The sequence below is a fragment of the Nocardia alni genome, assembly GCF_019038435.1.
Classification (GTDB): Bacteria; Actinomycetota; Actinomycetes; order Mycobacteriales; family Mycobacteriaceae; genus Nocardia; species Nocardia alni.
The window spans coordinates 1-25,511 of record NZ_JAGPOX010000016.1 but is presented as its reverse complement, the minus strand read 5'-3'; the positions used below and the strand labels follow the sequence as shown (position 1 = coordinate 25,511).

The 25,511-nt window shown below is 66.2% G+C and carries 21 protein-coding genes; 5 read left to right on the top strand and 16 right to left on the bottom strand.

All coding sequences use genetic code 11. The features are described 5' to 3' along the window. Positions 1–3: 3 nt before the first annotated feature. A complete protein-coding gene (locus JZ791_RS08930; protein WP_216893735.1) occupies positions 4–1,371 on the top strand; it encodes an NtaA/DmoA family FMN-dependent monooxygenase in 1,368 nt (455 codons plus the stop codon). A 31-nt stretch (positions 1,372–1,402) separates the two neighbouring features. Here JZ791_RS08930 and JZ791_RS08925 read toward each other — a convergent pair whose 3' ends face one another. Further along, on the bottom strand, positions 1,403–2,077 hold the full coding sequence (locus tag JZ791_RS08925; protein WP_216893734.1) for a hypothetical protein: 675 nt from the start codon (positions 2,075–2,077) through the stop codon (positions 1,403–1,405). Positions 2,078–2,295: 218 nt separating this feature from the next. Between JZ791_RS08925 and JZ791_RS08920 the strand changes: the two genes are divergently transcribed. From JZ791_RS08920 to JZ791_RS46465, 3 genes are read left to right on the top strand one after another with little or no spacing between them, the layout of a single operon-like run. Further along, complete coding sequence (locus JZ791_RS08920) at positions 2,296–2,904, top strand: chemotaxis protein CheB (protein ID WP_216893733.1); 609 nt, start codon at positions 2,296–2,298, stop codon at positions 2,902–2,904. Continuing rightward, on the top strand, positions 2,901–4,799 hold the full coding sequence (locus JZ791_RS08915) for a CheR family methyltransferase (RefSeq protein WP_216893732.1): 1,899 nt from the start codon (positions 2,901–2,903) through the stop codon (positions 4,797–4,799). Before JZ791_RS08920 ends, JZ791_RS08915 begins: the two co-directional genes overlap by 4 nt. A 51-nt stretch (positions 4,800–4,850) precedes the next feature. Beyond that, entirely contained in the window at positions 4,851–5,741 is an 891-nt protein-coding gene (locus tag JZ791_RS46465) for an ANTAR domain-containing protein (RefSeq protein ID WP_216893731.1), read from the top strand. On the opposite strand, the gene JZ791_RS08905 is transcribed toward JZ791_RS46465, so the two are convergent. Genes JZ791_RS08905 through eccD form a run of 4 tightly spaced genes read right to left on the bottom strand, consistent with a single transcriptional unit; the run spans position 5,742 to position 13,931 of the window. Beyond that, positions 5,742–6,968, bottom strand: coding sequence for a hypothetical protein (locus tag JZ791_RS08905; RefSeq protein ID WP_216893730.1), 1,227 nt, complete (start codon positions 6,966–6,968; stop codon positions 5,742–5,744). 29 nt (positions 6,969–6,997) lie between these two features. Then, on the bottom strand, positions 6,998–11,026 hold the full coding sequence (gene eccCa, locus JZ791_RS08900; protein ID WP_216893786.1) for a type VII secretion protein EccCa: 4,029 nt from the start codon (positions 11,024–11,026) through the stop codon (positions 6,998–7,000). Between the two features lie 2 nt (positions 11,027–11,028). After that, on the bottom strand, positions 11,029–12,420 hold the full coding sequence (gene mycP / locus JZ791_RS08895; RefSeq protein WP_308162852.1) for a type VII secretion-associated serine protease mycosin: 1,392 nt from the start codon (positions 12,418–12,420) through the stop codon (positions 11,029–11,031). Between the two features lie 38 nt (positions 12,421–12,458). After that, positions 12,459–13,931 (bottom strand): type VII secretion integral membrane protein EccD, encoded by a 1,473-nt coding sequence (eccD, locus tag JZ791_RS08890; protein ID WP_216893728.1) that lies wholly within the window; start codon positions 13,929–13,931, stop codon positions 12,459–12,461. 179 nt (positions 13,932–14,110) lie between these two features. Here eccD and eccA point away from each other — a divergent pair, with 179 nt between their 5' ends. Then, positions 14,111–15,928 carry a type VII secretion AAA-ATPase EccA gene (eccA, locus tag JZ791_RS08885; protein ID WP_216893727.1) on the top strand — a complete coding sequence of 606 codons (1,818 nt, stop codon included), beginning with the start codon at positions 14,111–14,113 and terminating at the stop codon, positions 15,926–15,928. Positions 15,929–15,945: 17 nt separating this feature from the next. On the opposite strand, the gene eccB is transcribed toward eccA, so the two are convergent. The 11 genes from eccB to JZ791_RS08830 form a co-directional block, all read right to left on the bottom strand. Further along, positions 15,946–17,358: a type VII secretion protein EccB gene (eccB, locus tag JZ791_RS08880; protein WP_216893726.1), complete on the bottom strand. Its 1,413-nt coding sequence runs from the start codon at positions 17,356–17,358 to the stop codon at positions 15,946–15,948. Between the two features lie 90 nt (positions 17,359–17,448). Continuing rightward, entirely contained in the window at positions 17,449–17,739 is a 291-nt protein-coding gene (locus JZ791_RS08875) for a hypothetical protein (RefSeq protein WP_216893725.1), read from the bottom strand. Positions 17,740–17,760: 21 nt separating this feature from the next. Further along, positions 17,761–18,063, bottom strand: a complete 303-nt coding sequence (locus JZ791_RS08870) for a WXG100 family type VII secretion target (protein ID WP_216893724.1) — start codon at positions 18,061–18,063, stop codon at positions 17,761–17,763. A 71-nt stretch (positions 18,064–18,134) separates the two neighbouring features. After that, the gene (locus JZ791_RS08865; RefSeq protein ID WP_216893723.1) at positions 18,135–18,923 is read right to left on the bottom strand and encodes an ESX secretion-associated protein EspG; all 789 of its coding nucleotides are present in this window, start codon (positions 18,921–18,923) and stop codon (positions 18,135–18,137) included. Continuing rightward, on the bottom strand, positions 18,920–19,534 hold the full coding sequence (locus JZ791_RS08860; protein ID WP_216893722.1) for a PPE domain-containing protein: 615 nt from the start codon (positions 19,532–19,534) through the stop codon (positions 18,920–18,922). Before JZ791_RS08860 ends, JZ791_RS08865 begins: the two co-directional genes overlap by 4 nt. 12 nt (positions 19,535–19,546) lie before the next feature. Beyond that, the gene (locus tag JZ791_RS08855; protein WP_216893785.1) at positions 19,547–19,840 is read right to left on the bottom strand and encodes a PE family protein; all 294 of its coding nucleotides are present in this window, start codon (positions 19,838–19,840) and stop codon (positions 19,547–19,549) included. A gap of 58 nt (positions 19,841–19,898) precedes the next feature. Then, entirely contained in the window at positions 19,899–21,260 is a 1,362-nt protein-coding gene (locus JZ791_RS08850; RefSeq protein WP_216893721.1) for a hypothetical protein, read from the bottom strand. Beyond that, a complete protein-coding gene (locus tag JZ791_RS44850; protein WP_254205414.1) occupies positions 21,257–21,937 on the bottom strand; it encodes a type VII secretion target in 681 nt (226 codons plus the stop codon). Before JZ791_RS44850 ends, JZ791_RS08850 begins: the two co-directional genes overlap by 4 nt. Next, on the bottom strand, positions 21,938–22,309 hold the full coding sequence (locus JZ791_RS08840) for a YbaB/EbfC family nucleoid-associated protein (RefSeq protein WP_216893720.1): 372 nt from the start codon (positions 22,307–22,309) through the stop codon (positions 21,938–21,940). A gap of 324 nt (positions 22,310–22,633) precedes the next feature. Then, positions 22,634–22,870 (bottom strand): hypothetical protein, encoded by a 237-nt coding sequence (locus JZ791_RS08835; protein WP_216893719.1) that lies wholly within the window; start codon positions 22,868–22,870, stop codon positions 22,634–22,636. A gap of 13 nt (positions 22,871–22,883) precedes the next feature. Next, positions 22,884–25,511, bottom strand: a 2,628-nt coding sequence (locus tag JZ791_RS08830) for an FHA domain-containing protein (protein ID WP_216893718.1), incomplete at its 5' end; no start/stop codon positions are given.

Sequence of the window (25,511 nt, the reverse complement as noted above, 5' to 3'; positions counted from 1 at the left end):
GCTATGAGTTCTCCCCGCAAGCAAGTCATCCTCGGCGCCTACCTCGGCGGCGTCAACCATCACACCGCCTGGTGGCATCCCGACGCGGGCAGCCAAATCGACTTCAGCAGTTTCGAACACACCGCGCGCACCGCCGAACGCGGCCGATTCGACTTCTTCTTCCTCGCCGAGGGGCTGATCCTGCGCGAGCGCGCGGGCAAGATCTTCGACCAGGACATCATCGGCCGCCCGGACACCTTCACCGTGCTGGCCTCGCTCGCCGCGGTCACCGACCATCTCGGCCTGGCCGGGACGATCAACACCACCTTCAACGAACCGTACGAGCTGGCACGGCGATTCGCGAGCCTGGATCATCTGTCCGGCGGCCGTGCCGCCTGGAACGTGGTGACCTCCTTCGACGCCTTCACCGGTCAGAACTTCCGGCGCGGCGGATTCCTGGATCCGGCCGATCGCTACGTGCGTGCCGAGGAGACGCTGAATGCGGTGCGCGCCCTGTGGGATTCCTGGGATGCCGACGACATCGTCGCCGACAAGGACTCCGGCCGATTCCTGGCCCGGCCGGACGCCGGGGCATTCGCCTTCCACGGCAAGCAGTTCGACATCTCCGGCCGGTTCACGGTGCCCCGCAGCCCACAGGGCAGGCCGGTGGTCCTGCAGGCCGGTGTCTCACCGCAGGGCCGCGCCTTCGCCGCGGCCAACGCCGATGCCATCTTCTCCCCCTTCGGCAAACTGCCCGAGGCGTCGAAGTTCTACCGGGACATCAAGTCTCGCGCGGTAGCGGCCGGGCGTGCGGCGGGCGATATCAAGATCTTGCCCTCGGCGAGTTTCGTCCTCGGCGATACCGAGGTCGAGGCGATCGAGAAGTACCACGCCGTGCGCAACGAGCAGGTCACCGGGCAGACGGCCCTGATTCTGCTGGAGCAGATCTGGAACCGGGATCTGTCCGGCTACGATCCGGACGGCCCGGTGCCCGAGATCGATCCCGATCCCGACGCCCCGCCGATCATCCAGGGCCGCGCCTTCGTCCACCAGGACCGCTTCGCCACCGCCGAACGGCTGCGCCGGGTCGCCGAGGAGAAGAAGCTGAGCCTGCGCGAGGTCGTCATCGACCAGTTCGAGCGCGGGCCGCTGGTCGGCACTCCCGCACAGGTCGCCGAACAGATCGACAGCTTCGTACAGAACGACGGCTCGGACGGGTTCATCCTCGGCTCCCACCTGGTGCCCTGGGGCCTCGACGAATTCGTCGACCGGGTGGTGCCGCTGCTCCAGGACCGCGGTGTGCTGCGCGAGGAGTACACCGGAGTCACATTGCGCGAGAATCTGGGCCTTCCGGACGTGCGGCGCGCGACGGTCGCCGCGCCGCGCGGCTAGCAGAATTATTCGCTCACTCGTACCAGGTGTCTCAGCTGGCCCTACGCTCCACCCTGTGCCTGCTCCGCACACCGTGCCATTGCACCGCCTTCACCGCCGCCGAGGCCACCAGATCGAACAGTTGCCGATCCTCCTCGATCCGTGCGTCGGGCTCGTCGTAATAGCACGAGAAGAACCCCAGAGAACGTCCGGTCATCGTCATCATCGGCATCGACCGGGTGATTCCCCCGCTGTCCGGCTCTGTCGCATCGGCGGCAAGGGCGGCGGCCCGTGTAAAGGGCGATGCCGGCGCCATCGCTTCGACCTCGATTTCGACGCCCGGCCCGAACAGTTGCACGACGATACGATCCGCCGATCCCCCGTGCAGAGCGGCCTCCGCCAGCCGACCGAGAAGGAGCAGCGGATCGGCGGCGGCGAGCAGATAGGGATCGAGCACCGCGAGATCCGGATACTGCTCCCGCCCCGGCACCAGCAGATACTCGATCGACCGTTCGGTGGCGGTGATTTCGGCGTCGATCCGGTACTGATGCATCTGCTCGCGTTCCCGGCCGAGAATCGCGGCCGTCGTCGCGTGGATCGACGATGCCTGCCTGCGCGCTTGCTCGCCCTGCCGCGACAACTGCGAGGCCAGATCACAGGCCTGCCTCGCGCACCGACGCGCGTCCCCCTGACAGTCGGTGGTGGCGCACGGTGGCGCACGGTTCATATGGATCACCATGGGCCGATTTCAGCCGCGACGACCGGGCCGAACGTCCCCCATCCAGGGGACTTTCGGCCCGGGACAAACCGTGACGGCTCTGGGCCGTTGTCCTGACGAAACGTGACGCACCGTCAGGGCCCCGGCACGATAGGCTGAGGTCGTGCTCACTTGTCACCTTCCGACGGTCGACACTCGGTGAGTCGCACCCATTGGACGAGGTGATCGTGAACACCGAGTTCTCCCGCAGGCAGGCGGCGACAGCCGCCTTCGACGTCGTCGCCCTCGCCTCATCGGCCGGCGGCGTCGGCGCACTGAGCCGAGTGCTCGGCGGTCTGGACACAATCTCGGTGCCCGTCGTGGTGGTGCAGCATCTCGATCCCCGTCATGAGACGGTCCTGCATCAGGTGCTCTCGCGCAGATCGAGTCTGCCGGTACACCTGGCGCAGGCGGGCGTTCGCCCCGAACCGGGGCACGTATACGTGGCGCCACCGAACTACCACCTGCTGGTCGGGCCGGACCACGTCCTCGCGCTGGCCAGCAGCGAACGCGTGCACTTCGTTCGCCCGTCGGCGGATCTGCTGTTCGAGTCGCTGGCGGGAGCGTACGGTCCGCGGGCTATCGCCTGTGTGCTCACCGGCTCGGGCAGCGACGGCGCGATGGGCGTCGGCGCGATCAAATCGCGCGGCGGCACAGTGATCGTGCAGGACCCACAGGACGCCGATTTCAGGGGAATGCCCACGGCGGCGGTGGCCACCGGCGCCGCGGACTTCGTCTTGCCACTGGGCGAAATCGCCGATGCCATCGTCAACCTGGTCGATCCGAGGAGATCGTGACGGAACCGAACAGCGAGAACCCGGCCGAGTACGACAGCTCCGAGGACCAGGCGCTCGAGGAGTTGCTGATCTTCATCCGGGATTCCCGCGGCTTCGATTTCACGGGGTACAAGCGCTCGTCACTGGCACGGCGCATTCGTAAACGGATGCACGAGGTCGGCGTCACCGGATACCTCGACTACCGAGACCGCTTGGAAAGTGACGCCGAGGAGTTCCGGTACCTGTTCAACACCATTCTCATCAACGTCACCAGTTTCTTCCGCGATATCGAGGCGTGGCAGCACCTGCAGAGTGAGGTGGTACAGAACCTGACCGCGCCCGATGCGTCCAACGAGATCCGTATCTGGAGTGCGGGATGTTCCAGTGGTGAGGAGGCGTATTCCCTCGCCATCGTGTTCGCGGAGGAGCTCGGCATCGATGAATGTGTGCGGCGCGTCAAGATCTACGGCACCGACGTCGACGAGGAGGCGCTGCAAGATGCCCGATCCGGCTTGTATTCGGCACGCGCGCTGGAGCCACTGCCCGAGGAACTGCGGAACCGGTATTTCGAGCCGAACGGCGATAAATTCCTGTTTCGTTCCGATCTGCGTCGCCGGGTGATATTCGGCCGTCACGACATCACCCGGGACGCGCCGATCTCCCGCCTCGATCTGCTGATCTGCCGCAACGCGCTGATGTACTTCAATGTCGAGGCGCAGTCCCAGATTCTCGATCGGTTCCACTTCGCGCTGCGCGAGGGCGGGTATCTGTTCCTCGGTAAGGCCGAAATGCTGCTGTCCGCCGGCAGCCGGTTCGAGGTGACGAATATGCGTCAGCGCATGTTCCGCCGCCGCATCGGGGATTCGGTGACGCCCCATCCGGTGAGCGTGCCTCGCCTGGATGTGCAGCTCGGGCCGGAAGTTCAGGATGTCGTCAAACGGCGTCAATTGAGCAAGCTCGCGTTGGAGGCGGCGCCGTTCGCGATGCTGGGTATCGACACCGAGGGCAAGGTGACGGTCGTCAACAGCCAGATGCGCAGCGCGTTCGGACTCAATCAGCACGATGTCGGCCGCCCCCTGAGCGACCTGGAGATCTCCTACCGCCCCACGGAATTGCGTTCGCTGATCGATCGGGCACTCGCCGAACATCGCACCATCCGGGTCGGCGGGGTGGAGCGGCGCGCCGGCCCCGGCGACACCCAGTTCTTCGACGTGAGCGTTCAGCCGCTGTGGGCCGCCGACAGCAGCCCCGCCGGCATGATGGTCAATTTCATCGACACCACCGTCGCCATCCGGCTGGCGCTCGAGGTCAAGGTGAAGCGCGAGCAGTTGGAGACCGCCTACGAGGAACTGCAGTCCACCAACGAAGAACTCGAAACCACCAACGAAGAATTGCAATCCAGCATCGAGGAGTTGGAGACCACCAACGAGGAACTGCAATCCACCAACGAAGAACTCGAAACCACCAACGAAGAACTCCAGTCGGGTAACGAAGAACTCGAGACCATGAACGAGGAGATGCGGATTCGCACCGGCGAATTGGATGAGACGCGCACCTTCCTCGAGGGTGTGCTGTCGAGTATCGGCGCCGGAATCGTGGTGCTGGACGGCGACTTGTGTGTGCGCAGTTGGAGTCGGGGCGCGGAGGAACTGTGGGGACTGCGCGCCGAGGAGGTATCTCAGCAACCGTTCTTCAGCCTGGATTTCGGACTGCCGACCGATGGGCTCATGGAAGTCCTGCAGGCATCACTCGACTCCGGCAGGCGCGCGGGGCCCGTGGACGTTCCGGCGATCAACCGAATCGGCCGTTCGATCGTCTGCGCGGTCACCTGCTCACCATTGACCGGAACACGTGACGGCATGGTCATGCTGATGGAGGACGTCTCCGCGACAACGGTGAAAGATAAAATGGAATGACCCCCTTTACAGGGTCCCCACGGCACCGCCGAGGCAGGTAGCGTCTAGATCGTGCCAGCAGACACGCATACGCCCGAGGACGTCAAGCGCGAGTGGCACGAATATGCGACAGAGCGTGAACGTGCCAAGCGCGCAGCGGATTTGGCACGCAAGTACGAGCGGCAGCTCGGCGTGCGGGCGGACTCCATGACCTCCTTCCGGGAACGGATGGTCGCACTGCACCGCCGGATGGAGGAACGCCACAACGCCTGCGCACGCCTGCACCGGCAGCACGCGCTGCGCTTGCAGCGGTGGCACGCCGACGGCGAGGCGGGCCTGCGGCCGATCTTCCTGACCGGGGTATCCCAGCGCCTGCGTACCGACGGCGCCGCGATCGCCCTGTTCGACGCCGACCTCCAGGAACTGCTGTTCGCGGTGTCCGACCCCATCGCTCGTGCCGCACACGACCTCGAGCTGACCCACGGCGAGGGCCCGCTGCGCGACGCCCTGCGAAGCACCGGTCCGATCGTCGCGACAGGCGGTGACATGATCCGCCGCTGGCCCCGGTTCGGCCCCGCGGTCACCAGCTTGGACGTGCGGGCCGTTGTCGCCACGCCGCTGCTGCATTCCAGCAGACCCCTCGGCGCGCTGTGCGGCCTGGCCATAGGCAACCGCCTGGACCTGAACGCCGAGCGACAGTCCGATCTGCTGGCCGAGGCCCTCACCGAAACCGTCCTGCACGCCACCGAGGATTTCGACCCCACCGGAATGTCCCTCGGCGGCTCCCTGTTCGAGGACGCGGACTACCTCAGCGCGGTCAACCAGGCCATGGGACTGCTTGTGGCCCAATACAATTGCAGCTTGGACTCCGCGTTCACCCTCCTGCGCGCCCGCGCATTCGCCGACAACCAATCGGTGACCCAGGTCGCCCAGGAGATGGTCGACCAGGCCCAGCACACGTAGTCACTTCTCCGGCGCTGTCAGCCCGCCGAGGAAGAACTGGTAGTAGGCGCCGTCGATATCGAAGTCGTTGTCGCCGAACAGATCTTCGAGCAACTCGCGCCGCACCGCACGGCGCTCGGCGGCGGCAAGCAGCACCGCGGCCGCCTCGGCCGGCTGGGGAGAACCGCCTTCATCGTCGAGTTGCCCCAGTATCAGATCGACCACGACCTCGGCTGTCCAGATACCCGGCAGTGCGGGGGCGAAGTCCGCCGGGGACGGGGATTCCCCGCGGTACCAGGCGAATCCGTCCCACCAGTAGCAGAACGACAATAAGCCCTGGGCGGCACGGGGATCGAGCGCCTGATCGGCGACCCAGAACGGCGCGCCACGATACAGTTCCGGCATCGCCGCCGCACCGTTATAGGCGTCGTCGAGTTCGGCAGCCTCCCACAGGCCACCCGAGAGCACCGCCCGGCCACCCGGCAGCAGGCTCAGGGTGCTACCGCTGCGCGCCGCACCCTCGAACCAGCCCGTCGAGGGCATGATGCGGGGCCCGAACTCGGAGCCGGACGCCACGAAGATCGCCGACAATGTGACCCAGCGCGCCCACATCCCGGGCAACGGCGGGAACTCGTCCTCGGCGGGCTCGGAGCCGATACCGGAATCCAGATCCAGCAGCGCCTGAAAGGCGGCCTGATCCGCAGACCGCTCCTGACGCCCGTCGTCCTCCACGTAGGCCGCGAGCCAAATGGGCAGACGCGCACGGGGATACCGCTGGATATCGTCGCGGTACGCCTCCGGAGAGAGCAGTTGCTCGTCCGGGAACGGCTCGTCTCCGTAGTCGTAATCGACCGTGACCTCCCCATCACCGGTCAAGCCGAGCAACAGCCGCCACCAGGGTCCGCCCTCCGACCCGGCCGTCGACTCTCGTTGCACGCGAGCGGCATTCACCACAACCTGACTGGGTACCGCCTCGACGACCTGCTCGGGCAGCGAGTAGAACACCCGGGTCGCCGCCTCGGTCGCCGTCAGCGCGAAGATCGCGTCGAGGCGAGTCCAGCCGGGCGGGGCTCCTGCGGCCAGTTCGCGAGCCAGATCGTAGGCGAACTCCCGAGATTTCGCCTCGGCCGGGTCGAGGTCGGAATCATCCGTCGCCATGGCATCGGCCGGTGGCTCGGCGGACACAGCGCCACCCAGGGCGAATACGAAATCCGGTTCGGCGGTATCGGTGGTGGTCTCGTTGTCCATGGCAGACTCCGGGGGCTCGATGGTGGATGTCACAGCGGTGGCAGATCGCTGACCTGGATCATTTCGTTGGGTCGGCTGCGGGATATGAGAGTGCCGCGGCCTGGCGGCAGCCTGGTGGAGCGGACGTCACCGAGCAGCACACCCTCATCTTTCGGTGCGCTCATCAGCAGGGCATCCACGGACATGTCCTTGAGCGGGCCGAGTACCGGGTCGTACAGTGCGCGCGAAGCGCCGCCCGCCCGCCGGGCGATGATCACGTGCAGCCCGATATCACGGGCCTGCGGTAGATAATCCAGCAGCGGCAGCAGCGGATTCTTGGACGCGACCATTTCGTAGTCGTCGACGACGACATAGATCTCCGGCCCGCTCCACCAACTTCGCTCGCGCAACTGCTGCGGTGTGATGTCCGATCCGGGAATACGCTTGGACAGATAACGCGACAGCTCCTCCATCGTCGGCAATGAGGTCTGTGCGGAACTCGAGTAGCCGGCCAAATGCTCGCCCTCGATGATTCCGAGCATGGTGCGCCGGTAATCCACCAGAATGACGCGGGCCTGTTCCGGCGTCGAATTCTCCACCACACCACTGACGATGTTGCGCAGCGCCGTCGTCTTCCCCGATTCGACGTCAGCGAAGATCATCAGGTGCGGCTGGGCATCGAAATCCAGGACCACAGGCTGCAACTCGGATTCACCGACGCCGAGGACGACACTCGTCGGCCCGAGATGCAGTCCGGACCGTACTGCCTCCGCGACCACCTGTTCGCGGGGCGCCTGCGCGGGCAGCATCCGCACCGCGGGCGCCCGCAATCCTTCGAACAGCCCGGTGAGCTGCTCCTTCGCCACAGAGACACCCTCGGCGAGGGTTTCGGGGTCGGTCCGGGTATCGAGGCGGGGCAGGGCCATCAGCATGTGCAGGCCTTGCGGAGTGATGCCACGGCCAGGACGACCGCCCGGAACCAGCACGGCCGCACGCCGATTCATCTCCGAATCACCCGGATCACCGAGCCGCAACTCGATACGGGTGCCGATCTGATCCTTGACCACCGCGCGGATCTCCATCCAGCGCGAGGCTGCGAGAACCAAGTGTATGCCATATGACAGCCCCTGCGCGGCAATGGCATTCACCAGCGGCTCGAGCATCTCGAATTCTTCGCGGAAGGCCGTCCATCCGTCGATCACCAGGAAGACATCGCCGAAGGGATCCGCCGACATCGGGTTGCGGACCCGCTCCGACTCCGGCTGGCCCGCTAATTCGCCTTTACGCCTGCGGAATTCGCGCATATTTTCGATGCCCAATTCGAGGAAGCGTTCCTCTCGATGGCGCATGAGGGTAGTGAGTTCGGCGATGGTGCGACGCACCCTGTCACCCTCGAGCCGCCCCGCGGCCGAACCGACATGCGGCAGGCCATTGAGCGCGCTGAGCGTACCGCCGCCGAAGTCGAGACAGTAGAACTGCACCTGTTCGGGACTGTGGGTGGTCGCGGCGGAGATGATCAGAGTGCGCAATGTCGTCGATTTGCCCGACTGCGGGCCGCCCACGACAGCCACATTGCCCTGGGCGCCGGACAGATCCACCGTCAGCACATCGCGCTTCTGCTCGTACGGTTTGTCGACCACTCCCATCGGCATGTGCAAACGCCCATGGTGGTTCGCCGGCGAACGCCAATTCGCATCCGGCAGCAACATATCCACCGACGGCGAGATATCCAGCGGCGGCAGCCATACCTCATGCGCGGGCCGGCCGTGCCCGCGCAGCCGCTCGACGACCACCTGGAGCAGCGAGCGTTCCTGTCCGGTCGATTCGGCCTCGGCGATCAACGAGTCCAGGTCGGGCAGTTCGATGCGGGTCGGTTCCGCCGGCTCCGCCGAGCCCGCCGGGGCGGCGGTGAACACCTGCGGCGGCCGGCTACTACCCAGGCTCAGTCCGGTGATCTGCCCGGCCGCACGCGATGGCGTATAAGGACCCGAGACATAACTGGCGTTGAACCGCAGCGGATCCGTAGCATCGGTCTTGAGATAGCCGGCGCCCGGCTGGCTCGGCAGGTGGTAGGCGTGGGTGATGCCGAGCACCTGCCGGGATTCGTTGGCCGAGAAGGTCCGCAGGCCGATCCGGTAGGACAGATGGGAGTCCAGGCCGCGTAGCCGATTCTCCTCCAGCCGCTGGGAGGCCAGCAGCAGATGCACGCGCAGCGAGCGGCCGAGGCGCCCGATCATCACGAACAGCTCGGCGAAATCCGGCTTCTGCGAAAGCAATTCAGAGAATTCGTCGACGATGATGAACAGCGCCGGTAGCGGATCCAACGGCGCCCCGCTGGCACGAGCCTTCTCGTACTCGGTGACGTTGGCGAAATTGCCCGCCGCACGCAGCAATTCCTGCCGCCGGTTCATCTCGCCGGCCAGTGCGTCGCGCATGCGGTCCACCATCGAGAGCTCGTCCTCGAGGTTGGTGATGACCGCGGCCACGTGCGGCAAAGGATCCAGACCGAGAAACGTCGCGCCGCCCTTGAAGTCGACAAGTACCAGGTTGAGTAGGTCCGGGGAGTGTGTGGTCACCATCGACAGCACGAGGGTGCGCAGGAATTCGGATTTGCCCGAACCCGTTGCCCCGATGCACAATCCGTGCGGTCCCATGCCGTTCTCGGCAGCCTCCTTGATATCGAGCTCTACCGGGATGCCGTCCGGGGTCACTCCGATCGGCACTCGCAACCGCTCGCGCGTTCCGCGCGGGCGCCACACCGTGGCGGGTTCGATCGCTCCCGCGTCCGGAATCTTCAACAACGCCATCAGTCCGGGATCCGGCCGAGGCTCATCACCGAGAGACAGGATCGGCACCGCCGAACCGATCCGGAATTGAGCGAGTTTGCGTGCGAGCGCCGTGGCCATGGCTGGGCTCATCTGATCGGCGTCGGCGAATTTCTCCATCCCGCCGACCGATTTCGCGGCGACTGCTCCGTCGGCGACCACCAGCTGCAAACCGCGGCGCACAGCCAGCCCGGCCTGCGGGGCGGTGAGGTCTATCACCGTTACCGAATCCAGGCCCGATTCCGACACCAGCCGCTCGGATCCGTCGACGTGGCCGTCGTCGATGACCACGACCAACTGGAGTCGTCCCGGGGTGGGAGAGCTGTTGCGCATGAAGCGGCCGCGCTCGATCAGCTCCTCCGACAGCGCCTCTTCCAGATCGGCGAGGGAGCCGTACATCATCCGGCTGCTGCCCAGGCCGTCCTGCACCCGCGGATGTTGCAGCTGCGGAAGCCATTTCGCCCACACCCAGGCCGGACCGTCGGGATCGGCGCAGACGATCGCGACGGCGAGATGATCCGGACCGTGAAATGTGCACAGCTGCACGATCATCGACCGCATCACCCCGAGCACCTGGACCCGGTCACCTTCGAGATTCACCGCCGGAAACGCGCGTAGCGACAACGCCGTCGGCAGTCCGTGCACCACCGAATGGGTGCGCACGAACCGGCGCAGCGCCACCGTGGACACCGGCTCCAGATCCTCCACGGGGGCGGTCTCGGGCCAGGCCAGCTGTGTGGCGATACGATGCGAACCCACACCCACCCGGGCATGCCCGAAATCGGGGTCCGCCGGGCGGCGCTCCCACATCCTGCGGGTGCCGATCAGGGCTTGCAGGTCGATCGGCTCCGGATGGCTCCATAGCAGGGCGTCACGTTGCAGCCCCCCGGTCTTGCGCACATCATCGCGCAACTGATCGAGATAGCGGAAGTAATCCTTGCGTTCCTCGTTGAGTTCGGCGGCCTTCTTCCCGCTGCCGCCGCGGTTGTTGGCGAACATGCCGGCCATCGACATCAGCATCATCAGCGGGAACATCATGCTGAGCGGGTTGGTCAGCACGTTGCGCCCGCCGGTGACGAACATCATCGCCATCATGCCGACGACCGCCACCACCATCACCACCGGCATGAGCTTGGCCAGCAGCCCGCCCGGCATGGTGCGAGACAGATCCGGCGGCGGGTTCACGATCACCTCGCCGCCGGGTGGCCGCGGTGGCGCGATCCGCGGGAGCCGGACGAAATCCTCGGTCCCTATGCTCAATAGTCCACACCTTCGGTGAGTTTGCGACGCCGATTGCGGCGGAACGGGCTGCTCATCGCGGTGCCCATGCCCAGGGCGATCACACAGGCCAAAGCCCCGAACAGGGCGATGCGGCGGGGCAGCAGATCCGGCGCTGGCGCAGCCGGCGAGGCCGCTAGCCGTTGGCCGGCAAGCGAATTCGAGACCGGCGCAGGCGGCAATTGCGCGGTCAGCGCCCCGACCGGATCGACGATGCCGTAGCCGACCTGATCACTATGGACTCCTGCGGGATCGTGCGCCGTGCGGATGATTCGGTCGATCACCTCCCGCGCGGACAGGCCCGGGAAGCGCGATCGCACCAGCGCCACCACACCGGCGACGAAGGCACTGGCGAAGCTGGTGCCGTTGATCGCCGACGGCGGGCCGTCCGCGGCGGGCATACCGTTGACGAGTCCGCCGGCCCCGAGCGCGCTGTCGAGACTGTAGAGATCCGTGCCGGGCGCCGCAACCGAAACCCAGGGCCCGGCAAGGGAGAACGGGGAAGGCTGCCCTTGCGCATCCACGGCGGCCACGGTCAGCAGATAGGGGCTGTACCAGGCCGGCGTCGCGACGGTTTGCACACCGTTCCAGCCCGTTCCGGGGTTCTGCGCCTTACAGGCACCGTCGCTCTGCACATTTCCCGCGGCCGCCACCACGACGACGTTGTGGTTGTACGCATAGTCGACGGCACCGCCGAGCGCGCCGTCGCCGAGATCGGTTCCCACGGCGGCGCAGGCCACCTCGGAAATATTGATGACGGTGGCTCCGAGATCGACCGCATGCACGATCGCCTCGGCCAGCGTCCAGACGTTGCCGAATCCGCCCGCCGACATCGCCTGCGCACCACCGTGACTGTCGTAATTCTGTGCTTCGTACTCCAGGCTGAGCTGACGGATCGACAGGATCGCCGCATCCGGTGCGACACCGGCGAATCCGTCGTCGGGCCCGGGCCGGGCAGCGATGATCCCGGCGACAAGGGTGCCATGACCGTCGCAGTCGACCGTGCCGTCGCTGGTGGAGACGTAATCACCGCCGGGAATCAGCACCGGTAGGCGCGGATGACGATTCACCCCGGTATCGATCACCGCGACGATCTGCCCGGAACCACGGCTGAACTGCCAGGCCCGCGGCAGATCAAGCGCCGACTGCGCGGCGGGGGTGGTATGCGGAGGCGGTCCGGTCAGCACCGGCCGCGCGCACTGCGCCCGCTGCCGGGTGGCCTCGGGTGGTCGTGCCGGCAGGCCCGGGGCGGGGGCCAGGGCCGGATTCACCACCGGCGCGACAACTCCCGCGGCGGGCCCAGCGGTAAAGCCGACCGCGCCGACCAGCACGCTCACGGCAATCGTGACCAGCCGCCGGATCAGGCCCACGCGCAACGGACCTCGGGCCCCGACGTCATGGCGGGACCTCATATGCTGCGGGCCAGCGCATAGAGGTCCATCGTCCACAGCACCAGCGGAACAATAGCGATGATCAGGGCGTATTCGGCCAGTTCCCCGGCCCGGCGCAGCACTGGAGATGGGTCCATCCCCTGGCCACCGGCGCCGACGGCCAGGATGAGTGCAACCAGGGTCAGCAGGGCTCCCGCGCAGGGCAGCAAGGCCCCGGGGTGGCCTATGCCGAGCCCCGCGGCCAACACCGCCAGCGTGAGGATTCCGCCCATGATCAACGTCGCGGCCTGGGTCAGGTCGGCGAAGGCCCTGGCTCTGAGGCACAGCACCAGCCCGGCTACTGCAGCGAGCAGGACTCCTTGCCAGTGTGGTTGTGCGGACCAGCAATTGGCGGCGGCCATGGCGCCGAGAGCGGCGGCCGCGGTGGTACCGATCAGGATGCCGGATTGATATTCGTTGGCTACCCGGACCCGCTCGGCCAGACCCGCGGCCGAGGGTAGTGCGGTCGCGCCGACCGCACCGATGCCCTGCAGGGTGGGCCTGGGCTCATGATCCGCAGGATCGACACGGCCGCCAGCGGTGGGCACCGGCGGCACCGGTAAGCGGGAGACGGCGGCCGCCAACCGCGCCGAGGCCGAGATCGCGGTGAGCGCGACAGCCAGCACCGCCGCCCCGATCTTGTCGAGCGGATGGTGCCACAGCACCGTCGCGGCCGCGGCGGCTGCGCCGAAGACCGCAATCGTCATTACCGCGGCGATCATCGTCGCGCCCACGCCCGTGAGCCGGTAGGCCAAGGGAGCCAGCAACAGGCATATCGCGCAGGCCAGCAACGTATGCGGGCTGCCGAAACGGGTCGGCAGGAACAATGCCACGCCCGGCCCGAGCAGTAGCACAGCACAGAGCGAGAGCACCGCCGCGATCATGGGCTGGGGATATTTGCGCGCGACGATCGCCGCGGTGACCAGCGCGGTCAGGCCGGTGCCCACCGCGATCGCGCCCGCCGCTACCGCGTTGCCGTGATTCTTGGCCAGCACCAGCAGCAGCACCGCACCGGGCGTGCCAAGCAGCGCTGCCGCTACGGCCACCCAGCGCGCCGCGACAGCGGACCACCCGCGAAATGTGCTCTCGGTCAAGCGGGCAACGGCATCGATCACATCATCGAACAGCGCCGGTGTGGCGCGGGCGCCGACGTCGCACAGCATCAACAGGTGCCCGTCTCGGATCCGGGCCTCGGCGAGAGTGGATTCCGGCGCGATGGGCGGCCGCCCGATCCGGGCCAAGGTCAGATGCCGGCTCACCGCGGGGGCCTGCTCGTCGTCGGCGTACGCAGGGGTGTGAGAGGAGATGAGCCCGGCGATATCGTCGATCATCGCGATGATGGGCACCCGCGCGGGCAGACTCAGATCCACCTGGGTATTACCACCGATGATCGAGACCCGGCATAGTTCCGGCACGCCCGCGGTCGGTTTTTCCTGAGTAGATTCGGTCAACTCTCATCCCGACATAAATAGACATTCTCGAGCCTGGCAAGCGTATCGCCGGTGATTCACCGCCCCGGGCCACCTATTCCCACGAACGGGAAGGCGTTGCCGCACCGGGAATTTACGCTCAGTGAACAATCCCGTGCCCAGCCCGGGCATGCGGTCACTCATCGGGAGCTGTACTTCACATGTCCGCACGCCGGCAGGCACAACAGGTCTTCGATGCCGGGGTGCTGTCCTTGGGGCTCGTTGTCGACGGACGGCAGACCACCCCCGATCTCGAGTACGCCAAGAAGGCCTTTCAGCGTGCTACCCAATGGGATCCAGCGATGGCCGACGGTTGGCTGGGCCGGGCCGCGGCGGGTGAACTCACCCCCGAAGTGGTCTTCAACATATATCGGACCAGCACTGCTCTGGGCCGCGAACAGCGGCGACTCGGGCTCCCGCCCCGTCAGCTGGCCGGGCGGTTCGTGGTCGGCCATTTCGTCGACTATCCGATGGCCAGCTATGTGGAAGTCGCGCTGGCATATGCGGTGACGCTGATCGACGAGCAGCGGTACGACGAAGCCGTGGAGGTGCTGGACCGGCTCACCGAGCACCGACGTGACCAACCGCCCACCGCGGACAAGAAATTCGACAGTTATATCTGTGCCTACGTCTGGGCCCACCTGCACAACACTGCCCAACGGTGGAACGATGTGATGACTGTGCTGGCGGGCTCGCACGAGTGGACCGATGCCTACCTTGCCGCGGGCGCACACGCCATGGTCGGGAACGCCTGCGCCCAGCTCGGCCTCTTCGGTGAGGCCGTCCGGCGACTGGAACTGGCCGAATCCGGCCCGATTCCGGCGGCACGCACCGCCTCCATGTACTGCCGCGGACTGTGCCTACGCGAGCAGGGGCACGAGGAGCAGGCCCGAGCCCTGTTCGAGCAGGTCTATTCTCAGGCGCCGGATTTCGCCGACAACGCGGCCGCTCTGCAGGATCCCGGCTTCCGATTGACTCTGACCACGCACGAGCAGATCAGTCGGCGTACCGATCGCTGGGATCCGGCGACCGCACCCGCCCCGGGGGAAACCGAACGGCAGCAGCGCCAGGACAATGCCCGGCAGATCCTGGACCAGGCCCGGACCGAGCTGGATTCCCAGGTCGGCCTGGCTGCGGTCAAGACCCAGGTGGCCAAGCTACAGTCCACCGCGATGCTGGCCAAGATCCGCGCCGAGAAGGGGTTGACGAGCACGCCTCGCGGCCAGCACCTGGCCTTCACCGGTCCCCCCGGCACCGGTAAGACGACGGTTGCCCGTGTCGTCGCCAAAATCTATTGTGGGTTGGGGCTTTTGAAGACCGACAAGGTCGTCGAAGCCAAGCGGATGGACTTCGTCGGCGAGCATCTGGGCAGTACCGCCATCAAGACCTCCACACTGATCGACAGCGCGATGGACGGCGTGCTGTTCATCGACGAGGCTTATACGCTGATCCAGACCGGCCTGTCCGGCGGCGACGCCTTCGGGCGGGAGGCCGTGGACACATTGCTGGCGCGCATGGAGAACGACCGCGACCGGCTGATCGTCATCATCGCCGGATACGATACCGAAATCGAGCGGTTACTGGCCGCCAACGACGGCCTGTCCTCGCGCTTCGCCAAGCGGATCAGGTTCGACTCCTACACTCCCGAGGAACTCACGCAGATCGCGGGTGTCATTGCCGCCGCACGTGATTCGATGATCTCGGCGCGGGCGCTGGCCCTGCTCGCCGAAGCCTGCGCGGAACTGTACGACAAACGGCGGCCCGACCGGACCGGCGCGCAGCGGCGGGCCATCGATCTGGCCGGTAACGGGCGGTTCATCCGTAATGTGGTCGAGACGGCCGAGGAGGAGCGTGAATTCCGGCTCACCGGGCAGGGCAGCAATCTGGACCTGGATAATCTGGATGAGGACGCGCTGATGCGGATCGAGGCGGAGGATATGCGTAAAGCCTTGGACGACATCCTGAACACTCTCAACTGACCTGCGCCTCGGCGAAGTCAGGAACCAGTGGGGAGGGTGTCACGCGCTACCAGGGCCGCGGTTCGAGTCAAGTCGGGTCCCGCGATGAGGCGTCCGATGATCTCCCAGGGCGCCGGTTTCGGGGCGCCGGCCAGACCCAGCATCCGTGCGGTAGCCAGATCCGGTATGCCGTAACGAATCCCGGTGTCGGAGACATAACACAGGCCGTCACTACGAGAACTGCCCGGTGCTATGTCGGTGACCTCGACCAATTCACCGGAGAACGGCGGGAGATACGCGGCGTCGGCGCGGTCCGGATCGGGATCACCACCAGCCATCTGCACAGGGACGGCGTTCTCGGACAACGGCAGAGCGGTCCCGGCCAGCACGCTGAGACTCGCATCACGTTCCATACTCGGACGCGACCACGCCACGCAGGCCACAGGTGCGGCGTCGGCGGAGATTATCGAGGGCCGCTGCTGCGGAAAGTCGTCGATCGGAAGCGTATGGCGCACAGCGATTCCCGCCAGCGCGTCCGGAGGCACGGTGGTCATCTCGCTGACGCCGTAGGAGTCCGCGTCGCGGATAACCTCGGCCGCGAACGGTGAAATTTGTTGCACCCCATCCGCCAAGACCACATACAACTCGGTCGAGTTGATATCGCCGACCTCGATCACCTGGCCCACCTTGGTGCCGGGCACCGGACCGCGATGACCGGCCTGCGCGATGACCGGCGGCATCAGCGGGGGAACCGGCACGGTAGCGTCCAGCAGGGCGGTGCCGACCGGCCGCGCACGCAGCCCCTGCAGTTTCAGCGATCGCACGATGGCGTCGTCGGCCGGATCCACCTCGGCCCGTTTGCCGCTGTAGAGCAGATAGGTCTTGTCGGCGTTGGTGACCAGCAGTGCCTCGTCGGGCCGCAGCGCACGCGCGCCGCCGGTCAGATCCGGTGCGCCCGCGAATACCGTGGTGGCGATCGCGGATCCGGGTGAAATCGTCTGGCAGAGTGTCCATTGTGAACCGTTGGTCGCCGAGCCCGGCAGGGCGCCGGGGGCGCCCGGAATGCCCAGCAGCGGCCCGCGCGGGTATCCGGTGAGCTTGTCCTCGGCAACCGAGTCGGGCGTTTCCGCAGTACCCGCGATGAGGCGTGCGGAGGCGAGGTTGAGTACCGGATACAGTTTCCCATCCCGGATCACGTACAGCGCATTACTGCCCTTCCCGGCGATGATGTGCGAGGAATCCACCGCACCCTGCGGATGCAGCAGGCCCAGGACCGCGCAGGCGCCCATACCCAGAATTCCCAGCACCGCACCGATGAGCAGGGAACGGAACTGCACGCTCATCGGATCGTGCAGCATCCGGATGTCCCGCCGGATCAGGGCGTGTTCCAGCCGCTTGACCAGGAAGAGGTAGCCGTTCACCTGTGCACGGGTGGTCAGCTGTGAGGGCACGGGTTTCCTTCCGGAACGATCGCGCTCAGCTGTTCGGGCAGGGTGCGTCCCATCCGGGCAGGCACCCTACCCGCAGCTTCGACGAGCAAATTAGACCCGCAGGCTTTTGCCGACACTGCTGTCGGTGTCGGCGATGTTCTGCATGGCGGTATTCGCGGCGGACACCCAGCCCGTCATCGAGTCGTTGAAGGATTCGTACTGCTTGAGCAGCACCTGCACACTCTGCTGAAAGCTGGTTCCGGCATCGCCGGAGAGCACACCGGACGAATTCGCAGCGAGGCGCGACAGATCCGCCTGATCCTGCACCGTGCCGCTCATGAGGGACTTGACCTGATTGATCAGGCCCTCCAGCTCGCCGTAGACATATTTTGTCGTTGCCATCGAAATTCCTTTCAAAAAAATTCAGGCCAGGTTGAGGAAAGATTTCGTACTGTGCGTCTCGTTGGTGGCGAGAGTCTCATTTCCCTTTTTCAGTGCGGAAAGAAGATCATTCGCGGTCTGATCGATCTTCGCCGCCTTGGCATTGATATTCTGTGACGCGGACACCGCAGCGCCCTGCGCCGGCCCGGTCCAGTAAGGTTCGGACGCCGTCACCAAGCCGTTGATCTTGTCGACCTGACTCTTGATACTTTCGATGGTCCGCAATGCGGACGCCGCCGTTGTCGATACACCGTCGACATCCTGTGTATAGCCGGAACTGCTCATTGTTATTCCCTATCTATTGTCGTCTGGTCCGGTAATCCGAACGGGTTTGTTCCTGATATGTGCTGAGCGCGCTACGGCATCCACCTTCCTCCCGGCAACGAGCCGATGATGCCCGCAATCGCCTGTGCGAGACGGTGTTCGGAGCCGGGCGCAAAGGTGGACCACGTCTCACCGGCGGAGGTCGAGCTCGGGCCGGCGATGATACGGCCGTACTGGCTGTCGTACACCGCCGCCGCGCCCGCCGAACGGGCCGCGACGCCGTCCTCGTGCCGATAGGCGAGTATCTCCGCCCGCATCCGACAGCTCGCCATGATGCGACCGAATTCGACCGCATCACGCTCGACGACGCCGCAACCATAGGCGATATCGGTGAAGTCGACGGATCCTGTGGCCTCGTCCAGACGCTGGGCGAGCAACCGGGAAGGCGCGCCGAAGGCCGCGATCACGGCGGGCGGGCAGGATGGCAGCCCACGGCACAGCACCCGAGCCAACGAGGCCGGACTCTCGTCCGCCCAGACGGTACTCACCTCCAGGGCCTCGCTGTCGCGGATGACCAGCGCATGCTCGGCGGCGCGGCGGACCACGCAGACGCGCCGGACCCCGTGCACGCCCACGATTCTGGCCACCAGCTGACGATCGGGCCGAGCCAGAATCCGCAGTACGGCCGCGAGATCGGCTGCCACATCGCCGTATTCATCGACCACTCCGGCCGCGCCCAATCCCCTCAAAGCCACACGGCGTGCGTCGAGCAATGCCTCGGCGGTATCCTGCCGAGGTCCGACCGCGAGCGCCACGGGAAACTCTCGAACGCCGAGAAGCGCTGCCACGGCGAGAAATTCGTCGTTGCTCAGCCGGATCATGAGGCGTTCTCCCTGTCGCCGCCCAGGGCTCGCTCACCGCGCAGCGCCGCCTCGGTGCTCAGCACCGGAGGGGATTGTTGCGGCCAGGGCTGGGCCAGCGGTGTGGTGGCGGTCTCGTATCCACGCATCGCCTCGGCCGCGAGCGATCCGATCGTATGGGCCCGGTCCTCCAGATCGGCGGCGCTGCCGATCAGCGCGCTACCGGGAACGGCGCCAGGTGTCAGAGCCGTATTCAGTGCATGGAGCACGGCTCGCTCGTCCGCGCCGGGCATGGCCAGTGCCGCCGCCTCGTAGGCCGCCGCCTGTGCGGCCGCGCGGCGCCCCGTCTCGCCCACCGTGCGCGCGGTGTCCTCGAACCAATTCGCCAGCGCACCCGCCCGCTGCACCACCGCTTCACCGCTGGGTGACCGCCAGACTTGCCCCAGCACGATGAGGGCGGCACGTAATTCCGTTGTCGCCTCGTCCAATCCGGTGGCCAATTGCCCGAACGCCACCCCGGCTTCGGCCATCGGCGCGACGCCGGGGCCGGTGGTGAGTTCGGCGGCCAAACGGGCGGCGGGCACAGCCTCCCACACCCGTCCGGTGAATCCGCTCTCGTCCGATCCTGTCATCGCCGCCGCGTCCTATCGCTGCCAGAACGACATGGCGCTGGCCCGATCGGTCGCATCGATCGCCCCGGCGTGACAGCGTAGATTGGCCGCCAATTTGCGGAGCTCGTATGTTCCCGCGGCACAGGTCGTCCGGTGGCCATGGGCAACCTCGTTCAACGTTCCCGCCGCCCGCGCCGATACCTCGTCCGCGGCGGCGGGGACCACCGTCAGCGCCGGAGTCGTTTGTCGTAGAAGGTCTTCCAACCGATCGGCCAGGGAGTCCAGGCGTTCGGCGACCCTGCTCACACCGGTGACATCGAAGTCCATGCTCACGGTCCGACCTCACCCGGATACGGCCGTTTCGCGGCCGTGCGCACACGCTCGATCACAGGCTCAGCGCCTTATCCGGTGGACCGGACGTATCGCCGGAGTCGGTGACCGTGGCGTCTGCCGACGCCCCGCCCACGACAGGCGTTGCGATACCGTTCAATTCACCGACGACCTCATCGCCACGTTGTGCCTTGACGGCATAGTCGGCGAGCTCGGTATCCGCCGGTGCTCCGGCCACGCCCGCCAGCCCTGCCCCCGAGGCCAACATCGGCGAGCTCGCGGCCGGTGCGACCGCGGCACTCTCAACCGCCGCGGTCTCGGAGGCCGCGGCGGTCGGGAGGTCGGCCGCGGCGCCCGCGGTCGCGGTCTCCGTCACCGGCGCGGCCTCGACCGCGGGCCGCAGCGGCAGTGCGGCGTTCACATCCGGGCCACCGGCACCCAGCACCGGGCCTCCTATACCCAGACCGGTTGCACCGGACAGTCCAAGGTCGGCCATCAGTGACGCCTCGCTGGGCAGCGGATGCTGCTGGGCTATGGCCGTGCCGGTCTGCTGCACCGCCTGCACGGCCGTCGGCACCATGCCCACCACCGCCATAGCCGGGGAGGCGAGTTCCTCGAGTTGTTCCATGCCGTCGCTGGATGAGCTGGATGCGCTGCTCGCCTCGGTAGCGGCACGAGATGCGGCGGCGGTCCCGGCCGACGACACCGATGAGGTGGCGGCGGTCGTCGCGTTGGGGGCATTGGTGACCGTGACCGGCTGTCCCGCGGCTGTTATCTGCGTGGTAAGCACGGCCAGTTCGGCTTTGGCGTGGGCGATCACAGCAGCCGATTCCGCCGCGGCCTCCGCCGCGGCCCCCGCCGCATACGCCGCGCCACCGGGGATGCCAACGGAAACACCCACTTCGAGCGCCAATTGCGCTGCGATGGAAGCCAATTCGGCATTGGCAATCTGCACGACGGTCGCCGCCGAGGCGACCAGCGCGGAGATATCGGTGGCTTGGCTCGCTACCGCGGTCGCACTCGTCTGTGTCTGCGCGGCCTTGGTCGTCGCACCGTCGGCGCCGGAGCCTTCCAGTGATGTCAGCAGGCCCACCGCGGTACTGCCCAGCGACATCACCTCGGTCAGGCCGGTGACCAGCTGGGAGAGGAACTGGGTGGGATCCAGCGAGCCCATCGAGGCCAGATTGCCGGTGCCGAGATGTCCGGCCATATCGGTGATCGGCTTGAACAGTGTGGCCGGATCGAGTGCGGGGATCGGCGGCAGGCCGGGCAGCGGTGGTAGGGGCGGGAATTGTGGCAGCGCAGGGATTCCCATGCTCGCCAGTACCTGATTCACAGGCTGATGCAGTAGCGGGGCGGCCGGGCTGTTGGCAAGGATGCTCTGCACAGCTCCGGGCAGGGGCGCCGGCGCGGTCATGCGATCTCCACCTGGGCCGCGGTGGACTCCTCGGTGTCGGCGACCGGAGTGACACTCGCTGCCGGTACGGCCGAGCCCGCGGCTGCCGAGCGCGGCGACAGCGATGCCGCGGGGAACGAACTCGACTGCGCCGAACCGACTCCGGCCGCATTCGCTCCCAGGGCGCCCGTTCCTGCCACACCCGCTCCGGCCGCGGCGGGGGGCGGCTCGGTCACCGCGCCCGCGTCACCGTGCGCGTCGACCTGTTCGGACTCGGGCGGCGTCGCGGAATCGGCCGGAGCGGCCGTCGGTGTCGCCTTCTGAAGTTGTGTTGTCGCAGCGGAACCGGCCGCACCCGCCGCACTGGTCAGCACGCTCGAAGCACCCTGAACAGCCTCGCTGAGAAACGACGTGGCCGACTGAGCCTCGGTCGAGTCATAGCTGGTCGCCGCCGTCTGAGCGGTCGCGGCCGTGGCCGCGTGTACCGCAGCCAGCTGTGCCACCGACCGGGAATGATTGGCCTGGGCGACGGCGAAGGCCGCCAGGAACTCCGTGCCGATCGGCCCGAAAACCGATGTCGCCGCTGCGATCGTCGCGGCTTGATCAACCGTGCCGGCAGTGGTCACCATCGCCGACTGAGTGGCGTTGATATCCCCGAATCCGCGCAGTAGGTCGGGAATCATCGTTACCTGTCCCATTCAGGCCCTCCGCTCCGCCGCGACCCGATCGTTCCGGGCGGCTGTTGATTCGGCGCTCTCGTCGTCGCTGTCCACGAGTTCGGGAGCCGTGCCGTTGAATTCGGCGATCAGCTGACCGTGCTCGCCGAAGGCGCGGCGCGCCGCGCGCTCGGCCGTGGCGACCAGCACCCGCTCGAACTCCTTGGGAGACATCCGTGAAACCGTGGCGCGCAACCGCAGTTCGATCGGCGTCCCCTCGCCGTCGACCACGATCTCGATCTCGCCGTCCGGTGAGGATTCCTGCGCGCGGATCGCCCGCAACCGATCGCTGAGCATATGCAAGCGCTCGGAGTGCGTTCGCAACCGCGTGAGCGCCTGATCGAGATCACTCATACCGATCCCCCTGCCAATGGTGCGGCGCGTAGTCGTAGTTGGACTCCGCAACCTAGTCGGCCGTCGCGATCTCGTCGGTGGTGGGAAGTCCGCCCCGCGATGCCGCCCGATCGTGAGACAGCCTCTCCCGCAATGATTCGCCACTCGGGGACCGACATCTGCCGTACCTCACCTCGTCCAGGCACCGTGAATCGCACCCTCGACCGATGCCTCACGGAGACTTACCTCCGCCGCAATGATCTCCCGCCCGCGCGAACTTCCCGCCCCTGGGAGTGCTCGCCTGTAGGAGACGAACTCCTCGTGACCGGGCCCGATCCTGTTGTGTCAGGAATCCTCGACGTCCAGTGAATCCAGGCCCGCGTCGCGCAGGACCTGGGCCATGGTGAGCGGATCGACCGGACGCTCCGGCTCCTCGTCCCTGATCGGATTCTCGCGTGCGGTTGGAAGTAGCTCGTCGTAGCCCGGATCACCTGGAGAGATTTCCTCGTAACCATCGAAGAGTCCGGCGTCCGATCCACCACCCAGCCGCCGGATGATGGTGACGCCGTCCAAGGCCATCATGGGCAAACCGTGGTCAGCCGAATACTCGGTCAAAATACTCCTTCAATTCCTCGGCGATCTCCTTGTTGCCCAACGTGAACTTTCGCAACTGTTTGAGACCGACCACCCAGGCCGCGAATGCCTCCGCGAACGATTCGACCGGCACGTCGTAATAGTGGCGCCACCTGACCTTACCGCCGACCTTTTCGATCAATCTCGTGTGTAGATCCTGCCATTCCTGCCCGCTGCTGAGCCAGCGACCGCCGGTTCCGTATGCGGCATCCGCGGCATGCCCGAATTCGTGCATGACCAGAATCTGATGGGGCTCGAAACCCGACCGCATGCGAGTATCGACGTACAACCGCCGCGGACCGCCCGAGTACAGGCCCGCGACGTTGTTCCAGGCGACTCGGTCATTCGGACCATGTGGATTCTCGCGAACGAGGCGCTCCAGACCGGGATGCTCGGCGATTCGCTTCTTACCGATGATGATCCCACCCTCCGGCATAGCGTTCAGATGGTCCACGACTCGCTCGTAGATGCCATGCGGCAGGAACCCGATATCGGCGACGGCGGCCAGGGTTTCCGGCGTGCGGTCGAGGAGACTGATGAACGGGCCACCGTCGGGAGGCGGGAAGGCCACGGTGAAATCATTTCCCTCGGTTGCCAACCTGACAGTATCTCCAGGATTCAGCGTGTGCTTGACGCCGGCCGTTATCGCGATCCCATTCACGAACGTTCGGTTCTTCGAGTGCTCATCACGTATCCACACACGTCCCGACGGGTGGGCACCTATGCTCAGATGTGCATTGGATATGTGCTTGAGTTCGGCGAGGCCAGGCGGTAGATCGCGACTCGCTCGACCGAGTTCCATCGGCTCGCCGCCCCGTACGAGCGTAAATGACGCCGTACCCGCCGCGCCGTTCAGATTTACCGGTACGGATTTTTCTGCCGCACTGTGGTATCGATCAGTGAATTGGGCCGCGCCCACCCACTTGCCGAGCCGAATCCGATCACCCGGCTGCAATCGCACCCCGGATTCTTCCGGGTCGACCCTGTGGTTCTCTACCCAGGTTCCCCGCTTCGAGTGCGTATCGATCAGCCACAGGTCGCCGGACTCGTCGCGATAGATTTCGGCATGGCGTCGCGAAACGCTGTTATCGCTCGCGAAATGCGATGACATCGGCGAATCCGGGTCGCGACCGATCACTACCCGCTCGCCCCGGTGTAGCGATAACGGCGCGACACTCTCATCGTCGGACAGCCGCACGGTCAGCGGTTGTTCGGGACCGGCATCCAGATGTGCGCGCACTTCGCCGAAACGTACCGCCTCACCAGGATATACGTATCGCTTCTGATCCGGTGGGACCTGCTCACCGCCAACGTATACCCTATTCCAGCTGGCTGGATTCGGATCGTGCACCCAGACGCGGCCGTCGAGATCGCGTCCGATGTGCACGATATTGCGTGGCACTGCAGCCGGGTCAAGGACCCTCACGTGCATATTCAAATCGCCGTAATCGATGGATGTGTGACTGCCCGGCGTCAACTCGATCGGCCGCCTCCGACTGTTTTCGAAATGCAGCGCCACAACCGATGGTTCGCTATTCGCCTCGTCATCGAGATAGACGGGACCACTGTAATTCGGCCCGAGCCCCAGTACGTCCCCCTCGGTCAGGGTGACCTTCCGATCGGACGCGATGCGATCGCCGTTGACCCATACCCCCGGCGACCCCGCAACATCGGATACCCACAGCCGCCCATCAGGATCGAGCCCTATCCTCGCGTGCTGCGGGGCAACTCCGATAGCTCGGGACAATTGCGGCGCGAAGGGGGAGTCAGAGGCGGTGCCGATGGGGATCGATTGGCCGGGCGCGAGTCGCACGGCGGACACTCCCCGACCGCCACCGATCTTCACCTCAACCGGCTGCGCATCGAATACCGCATCGGGCGGGAGGAATTGCGCCACGCCGCGATAGCCGCCCAACACCAGCGAATCCATGGGCCGCAGTGGGGATCGCACTCCCGGGGCCAGCACGACGCCGTTCACCTCAGTGTGGTTCAGCGAACCGATATCTTCGATCCACATCTGGCCGTCATCGTCCATGCCGATCTTCACATGGTTGGCCGAGACACTGTTCCAGCCCGGTGCATCGACCGGCACCAAGCTCCGGCCGACGTCGATGAAATGACCGCGGTACAGCTGCAACACTTCTCCGCCGTCACCGAAGAGTCGTAGTTCGGTCATCTGCCGTGCGAACCGGACTCCGATCTCGAACTCACGCCCGAGCATGACGGTCTGGCCGTCGTAAATCCGGGCCCACTCATCGGCGGCCAGCTGCTTGCCGTCGACGAAAGTGCCGTTCAGCGAACCGTTGTCCCGCAGGAGGACGTGCCCGGCCGAATCCACCTTGATCGTGGCGTGACGCCAGGAAACACGTTCGCTCGCGACACCTTCCAGTAATGCCCCTGCGGCCTTGCCGAGTTCGTACTGCTCGCCCGGCATGAGCCGTAACGGGACAGCGGTGCCGTCCGGTGCGGTAATCACGATATCCACGTAACGGCCGTCCGGATGCAGATAGTGCTTGGTAAGCCCCGGAGGCTGTATTGCGCCGACTCGGAAGTCCTGTTCTTCCGCAGTGAGGTCCGGCTGGGCGGGCAG